Genomic DNA, 6,340 nt, shown 5'->3' with positions numbered 1-6,340 from the left:
GCGGCGCCGCGGACAACGGCGCCCACAACAGCCACACCGAACCCGGCGGCACCACCCCCGGCCACGGCGGCACCGACACCACCCCCACCGGCGGCACCGCCCACGGTGGCGACGGCGGCGGAGTCCCGCACCAGGGCGACGGCGGTGGCATCCCGCACCAGGGCGGCGGCGGTCTCCCGCACCAGGGTGGCTCCGGCCTCCCCGACAACCTCGGCCACGAGCCGGGCCACGGCGCCGACGGCACCGGCCCGGTGGCTCCCGGGCACGGCGAGCGCCCGGAGCTCCCGCCGCACCGGGACAACCCGCACGACTACACGACCGCCGAGCGCAAGCAGATCATGGAGTACCAGGTCCACCGGGCGAACGACCCGGCCGACGGGTACCGCCAGCAGTACTACAACAAGCTCGGACACCGGCTGAGGGTCGTTCCGGACCACACCGGACTCGTCCCGCCGCAGTTGGTCGAGGTCGAACCGGGCAAGTGGATTCCGAAGTCGGAGCTGCCGCCGCCGATCCCGCCGGACTACCTGGCCGACGCCAAGACGGTCGGCCATGACCACCCCACGGTCACCAAAGAGATGACCGACAAGCTCGACAGCGCGGCGAAGGACCGCTGGGACGCCATGCAGGCGGACCGCAAGCCGCACACGGACTACGCCGACGCCAAGGCGGCGCACAAGGCGGCGGGTACCGACGAGACCCTGGCCGCGATGGAACAGGCCAGGGCCGACCACAAGCCCTTCCACGAGGCGCTCTCCAAGAAGAGCGAGGCGTTCGGCGAGGCGATCGCCCGCGAGCACGCGATACCGAAGGAGTTCCCGGGCGCCAAGGAGGAGAAGGTCTTCGGTCCGGCGAACGGCAACGACCAGTTCGACCAGGTCTACAAGCACGGCGACCGGTATGTGGTGGTCGAGGCCAAGGGCAACGTCGGCACCGAGCTCGGTGAGCGGCGCATAGGCGGCGACCGGGTGTCGCAGGGCACCCGTGCGTACTTCGAAGACATCCTCGCGCAGATGGAGAAGCGGGGTAGAACGAACCCGGCGGAGAAGGCGCTCTTCGACAAGCTCGATGCCGCACTGAAGGCAAACAAGATCGACTACGTGGTGGTCAAGGGCGCCGACAACGCCGGTACGTACACCGGGCATACGATTCAGCGCTTTGACATCGGCAAGTGACAGGGGAAGAGATGACGGTCATCGTGGAGAGCCACGCCGGCCCCCAGCCCGAGAGCGCGGACTGGGTCAGGGGCCAGGACGAGCGGCTGGTCGCGAACATCGACGAGCTCGCCGTGCTCCCGGGTCAGCTCGGGCGGGTCTGGAGTCAGGCTGACCTGCACGTGCAGTCCCGGACGCTGGTCGATCCGACGGCCGAAGAGCTGACGACGTGGGAGACGGTGGTCGACGCCGCGCAGTTGGGGGCCGCGCTGTTCCGTACGGCGGGAATGACCGAGGGTGCGACGCAGGTGCGCATCCACCACGAGATGCGCACCCTGCCCGCGACGGGTCCGAACCACCACGCGCGCGCCTCGGCGTGGGTCGAGGCGTTCTGGTACGCGATCATCACGCGTGACCAGGCGCGGATGACGGAGCTGTGCGAGTTGCCGGTCGACGTCCTGCGGGCGTCGGGTGCGGACCACGACGACTACCTGTACCACTGGGTGGCGACGTTGCAGGCGTACTGGCTCAAGCGGCCCGAGCTGGTGGAGGAGCTGACGGCCACCTTCGACAGGTCGCACCCGGACGTCGCGCTGATCGCCGGACGCGAGTACATCCAGCAGGTGGCGTACCCGCCGATCAACCTCTTCTACAAGTTCCTGCGCAAGGACGAGGAGGGCTTCCACGCGGCACTCGTGGAAGCCCTGGAACTCCACAAGCGGTACTGGACGGCCACCCCCGAGCGGGCCGAAGACATCGAGGGCAGGGTGCCGGTCGCGCTCCTGGCCGTGGCCTGTCTCGCCTACGACGGCGGGATCCCGGTCGACGTCGAGTCCCCGTACCTGCCCGTACACCTGCTGAAGCGTTCCTGGCTCGGTGAGTTCGAGGTGTGAAATGAGCCCGGCGCAGGTCTGCCTTGACGTCTACCTCGACGGGATCAGGAACGGCTTGTCCCAGAGACCGTCTGGGACGACGAAGGTCGCCTTGTCCGCGACTGGCATCGCGCATAGGGCCGGGGTGCACGGGGGGGTCCCTCCCCTGATGGTCCCGCCGGCGCCACGATGACGGGTTCGAGCCGACCGGTAGCCGCCTTCGCGGAGGCGGAGGCGGAGGCGGCAGCGGCAGCGGCCGGTCGGGGGACGTGCTGTCAGGCGAACAGGTCCGCGAGCATGGCCGGGCTGATCGCGATCGGGGCCGGGCGGTAGGCGGGGGGCTTCGTGTCCGTCAGTTCGCGGACCAGGAAGTCCCAGCAGCGCTTGCGGACGTAGGACAGGCAGTCGAGGAACGTGTGCTCGGCGCCGGGGACGATGAGCAGCTCGAAGTCCTTGTCCGCGGCGAAGAGCCGGTCGGCCAGGCGCAGGGTGTGGTCGGGGTGGACCTGGTCGTCCATTTCGCCGTGGATGAGGAGGAGTTTGCCTTCCAGCCGGTCGGCGAGGTCGACGTTGGAGGTGCGGGCCCAGGCTTCGGGGTCGTCCGCGCCGTCGTAGGTCTCGACGAAGCCCAGGTTGAAGTGGCGGGCGTCGTGCGGGCCGGAGAGGGCGACGCCGGCCTTGTAGACGTCGGGGTGGTCGAGCATGGCGCGGGCCGCGGCGAAGCCGCCGCCCGAGTGGCCGAGGACGCCCGCGCGGTCCAGGTCCATCCACGGCCGGGTCCGGGCGAGCTGCCGCAGTGCCGCCGCGTGGTCGGCCAGGGAGCCGGCGTCGGCCAGGTTCCCGTACGAGGCGTCGTGGAAGGCCTTGCTGCGGCCCGGGGTGCCGCGGCCGTCCAGTGCGATCACCACGAAGCCGAGTGCGGCGAGCGGCTCCGCGTCGAGGCCCATGCCGCCGGGGTCGAAGCACGGGGCGACCCGGGTGACCTGCGGGCCGGGGTAGAGGTGGTCCACCACCGGGTAGTGGTGGGCGGGGTCGAAGCCGCGGGGGCGGTAGAGGATGCCGTAGATGTCCGTCACGCCGTCGGCGGCCTTGACGCGGAATCGTTCCGGCGCGGTCCAGCCGGTCGCCGTGAGCCTGCTGACGTCGGCGCGCTCCAGCTCGGTCAGGACGCGGCCGGACCAGTCGAGGACGCGGGTCACCGGCGGGGTGTCCACGGTGGACGCGGAGTCGATGAAGCAGTCCCGGCCGGGCGCGAGGGTGACCACGTGGTCGAGTTCGTCGTCGGTGACCTTGGCGAAGCCGGAGCCGTCGAGGGCGGCCCGGCAGACCGTGCGCCGGTACGGGTCCTCTTCGACGAGCCCGGAGGCGGTGAAGTACACCACCCGCTCTGTCTCGTCGACGTGCAGGATCTGCCGCACGACCCACTCGCCGGAGGTCACCTGCCCCAGGAGCGCGCCGGTGCGCAGGTCGTAGCGGTAGAGGTGGCCCCAGCCGTCGCGCTGTGAGTACCAGAGCACCTCGTCGGCCAGGATCTCGACGATGGGCGGTTCGTACGCCCACTGGTTGGGTTCGACGCGGGTGGTACCGCTTTCGCTGAGGACGGTGGTGACCTCGCCGGTGGCCGGGTCCATCCGGTGCAGGGTGAGGGTGCGCAGGTCGCGGGGCCGGTCCAGGTAGTACACGGCCGAGCCGTCCGGGGCCCACCGGGCCCACTTCGTCGCGATCGGCGACAGCTGCGGCATGAGGAGCGGGTCGGCCTGGGCGCGGACGACGGTGCCTTCGGCGACGTCGAGCACGACCAGCCGGGCGAGCGGCACGTGCTCGTCGCCGGGGTAGGCGTAGCGCTGGGTGTGCAGGAGGGGCGCTCCGCCGTCGGCGGGCCGGGCCTGTACGAGGTGGGTCTCGCGGACGTCGCGTTCGTCGGTCTGGTGCGCCAGTACCTTCGTGGAGTCGGGCGACCAGGCCAGCGCGGGCGGCAGGTACGGCAGGCCGATCTTGGCCAGCAGGGTGGTGTTGGCGGTGCATTCGGGGCCGGGGCCGTACTGGTTGCCGGGCTCGCCGTCGGTGGTCAGCGGCCACTCGCGGCCGTCGGACAGCGAGCGGGCCCACAGGTCGTGTCCCCGCCGGGACACCGCGACCTTGCCGTCGGGTGAGGGGACTTCCAGGGGGCTGCCGGGCGGGGTGAACCCTGCGCGCTCGCAGACGTAGCCGTCCAGGCCGCAGCGCCAGTACTCGCCCAGCGCGAAGAACTCGACCGCGTTCGCGGCCGGCTGGAGGTCGATGGCCGCGAACGGCAGGGCCTCGGGGTCGACCGGCTGACCGGAGGCGTCGGCCAGCGCGGCGGCGAGCCGCGCGTGGTCGAAGGCCGGCTCGCGGGTGCCCGCCGTCGGGTCGACCAGGACGAAGCGCCTGCCGGCGCCGTCGCTCACGGCGTACCAGAACCGGGCGCCCCCGTCGATCCACTGCGGCCTGACCTTGTCGGCGGTGACGAGCTCGCCGGGGCGGGCGGGGCGGCTGAGGAGCTGTTCGGCGGCCCGGTAGTCCTGATCGGTGGTCATTCTTGGTGCCCTTTGCCTGAGTTGGAGTCGCTGAAGGGGGGAGAGGGAGTGGTCGTCACAGGCTGCGGGCGGTGATGTCCCCGTAGTCGGTGGTCGCGCGGATGGTGAGGCCGGCGGTGCCCTCGGTGTTCTGGAGGCCGTTCTGGATGCGGCCGTGGCCGGTGCCGGCGTCGAGGGAGGCGGAGACGCCCCGGGCGGCGCCGACGCTCACGTCGCCGGCGCTGGTGCGCAGGGTGAGGGTGCCGTCGTGGGCCTCCGCGACGCGGATGTCGCCCTTCTGGGTGCTGATGTCGGCGTCACCGCGCAGGCGGCCGACGGAGATGTCGCCGGCCAGGGCGGCGAGGCGGGCGCCCGCGGCCTCGTCGAGCTCGATCGAGCCCTGGGAGACCTCGAAGGCGACCTCGCCGAGGGGTCCGACACCGCGGAGTTCGGCGGCGGCGGCCTTGGCCTCGACGCGGGAGCCGGCGGGCAGCTGGACGGTCACCTCGATGGAGCCGGTGGCGCCCAGGACCTGGTTCTTCGGCGCCGGGGTGGCGATCCGCAGGACGCCGTCGCGGAAGTCGACGGTGGTCTGCTGCGCGGCCTTGACGTCGCGGCTCCTGGAGGCGTGCGAGGGCAGGATCTCGACGGTGGTGTCGTCCCGGTCGGTGGCGATGAAACGGACGCTCCCGGCGGGGACGTCGAGGACGGTGGAGATCGGGGCGGGGGTCTGGAACTTCTGCATGATGTTTGCTTCCTTCGACCGACTGCGTTTTCTGACATCGCAAAAGCTACGTTGCGTTCGCATGTCAGGCAACAGGTTCGTTGCGAAGTAATGGTATATCTGCAGGTCAGATACCGAATATCGTTGCAATGATCTGGAGTTTAACGCAACAGTCATGGCCATGAACGTTGCAATGAATTGGACGCGAACGCTATGCTGGAGGCACCGGGGCCACGAAGGGCCGCCGAGGGCCGCCGCAGGCCACGCACGAAGGAGACCGCGATGCCGGGAGGCAGGCTCACCCAGCAGGAACGCCAGCAGATCGCGCTGGGGGTGGCCGACGGCCTCGCCTACGCGGAGATCGCCCGGCGCCTCGACCGCCCCACCTCGACGGTCACCCGCGAGGTCATGCGCAACGGCGGCCCCACCGGCTACCGCGCCGACCTGGCCCAGCGCGCCACCGAACGCCGCACGCACCGGCGCGGCCAGACGACGGCCCGGAGCCCCCAGACTCCCCCGCCGGCGCACGGGCGCGACCCCGAGGCGCTGCGCGCGTACGAGGAGACGTTCACCACCGTCCTCGTACAGTCGGGCATGCCGACGATGATGGCCCGGGTGCTGACCTGCCTGTTCACCACCGACGAGGGAAGCCTCACCGCGTCGGAACTCGTCCAGCGGCTCCAGGTCAGCCCGGCGTCCGTCTCCAAGGCGATCAGCTACCTCGACGGCCAGGGCCTCGTCCGCCGCGAACGGGACGAACGGCGGCGCGAGCGCTACGTCGCCGACAACGACGTCTGGTACCAGTCCATGATGGCCAGCGCCCGCGGCACCGCCGTGCTCGCCGAAACCGCCCGCCAGGGCGTCGGCGTCCTCGGCCCCGACACCCCCGCCGCGGTCCGCCTCGAAAACATCGCCCGCTTCGTCGACTTCGTCTCCGAGAGCATCTCCCGCGCCGCCGACCAGGCGCGCGACATCCTCCACCCGAAGCCCGAGGGCACCCCGGCCGACGCCTCCGACACGTCCGCTCCCGGCCCGGACCGCGGATAGCCGGCG

The 6,340-nt window shown here is 71.4% G+C and carries 4 protein-coding genes and 1 pseudogene; 3 read left to right on the top strand and 2 right to left on the bottom strand.

The features are described 5' to 3' along the window. Both ACZ5D2_RS38025 and ACZ5D2_RS38020 read left to right on the top strand, forming a co-directional pair. A pseudogene (locus ACZ5D2_RS38025) lies at positions 1-1,175 on the top strand (hypothetical protein); the annotation flags it as partial. Further along, on the top strand, positions 1,172-2,047 hold the full coding sequence (locus ACZ5D2_RS38020; protein WP_371677296.1) for an immunity 49 family protein: 876 nt from the start codon (positions 1,172-1,174) through the stop codon (positions 2,045-2,047). The pseudogene ACZ5D2_RS38025 and the gene ACZ5D2_RS38020, both read left to right, overlap by 4 nt. 254 nt (positions 2,048-2,301) lie before the next feature. On the opposite strand, the gene ACZ5D2_RS38015 is transcribed toward ACZ5D2_RS38020, so the two are convergent. Both ACZ5D2_RS38015 and ACZ5D2_RS38010 read right to left on the bottom strand, forming a co-directional pair. Then, positions 2,302-4,584: a S9 family peptidase gene (locus ACZ5D2_RS38015; protein ID WP_371677297.1), complete on the bottom strand. Its 2,283-nt coding sequence runs from the start codon at positions 4,582-4,584 to the stop codon at positions 2,302-2,304. A gap of 55 nt (positions 4,585-4,639) precedes the next feature. Further along, entirely contained in the window at positions 4,640-5,308 is a 669-nt protein-coding gene (locus tag ACZ5D2_RS38010; RefSeq protein ID WP_371677298.1) for a DUF4097 family beta strand repeat-containing protein, read from the bottom strand. Positions 5,309-5,569: 261 nt separating this feature from the next. Here ACZ5D2_RS38010 and ACZ5D2_RS38005 point away from each other — a divergent pair, with 261 nt between their 5' ends. Next, positions 5,570-6,334: a GbsR/MarR family transcriptional regulator gene (locus ACZ5D2_RS38005; protein ID WP_371677299.1), complete on the top strand. Its 765-nt coding sequence runs from the start codon at positions 5,570-5,572 to the stop codon at positions 6,332-6,334. Positions 6,335-6,340 lie beyond the last annotated feature (6 nt).

Source organism: Streptomyces sp. NPDC031479, assembly GCF_055581065.1.
This window is presented reverse-complemented; position numbering and strand designations above follow the sequence as displayed.

Coding starts and splice junctions, on each gene's coding strand:
- ACZ5D2_RS38015 (WP_371677297.1), bottom strand. CDS start 4,584: ATGACCACCGATCAGGACTACCGGGCCGCCGAACAGCTCCTCAGCCGC.
- ACZ5D2_RS38010 (WP_371677298.1), bottom strand. CDS start 5,308: ATGCAGAAGTTCCAGACCCCCGCCCCGATCTCCACCGTCCTCGACGTC.
- ACZ5D2_RS38005 (WP_371677299.1), top strand. CDS start 5,570: ATGCCGGGAGGCAGGCTCACCCAGCAGGAACGCCAGCAGATCGCGCTG.